This window comes from Enterococcus ratti (assembly GCF_001886195.1).
In the GTDB taxonomy this organism is placed as follows: Bacteria; Bacillota; Bacilli; order Lactobacillales; family Enterococcaceae; genus Enterococcus_B; species Enterococcus_B ratti.
Genome location: NZ_JXLB01000077.1, coordinates 1 through 277 on the forward strand (window position 1 = coordinate 1; position 277 = coordinate 277).

General features: G+C 35.0%; 1 protein-coding gene. It reads left to right on the plus strand.

From position 1 onward, the window contains the following. Window positions 1–277: hypothetical protein (locus RV14_RS12390; protein WP_167359873.1), on the plus strand; the 277-nt coding region annotated here is incomplete at both ends.

Sequence of the window (277 nt, forward strand, 5' to 3'; positions counted from 1 at the left end):
TTTATGTATTTATTCAACAAAGAATATAAAGGTGGAACTTACCAAAACGCAGTTAGTGGGCTTATCGGAACAACCAAAGGAAGAGGAGATAAATTAATTATCACAACAAATGAAATGCCACTAGCCGTCAATAGTAACATTCATTTATCAAATACCGTAAGTAAAGAGTATACGTTTAAATTAAACAGCAATGGAAAATGGGAATTAAGTTCTTCCAGCTATGACGCAGTGCAAAATGCAGTGAATGCGTTGTTTAATGGGGAGACACCAAAACCAG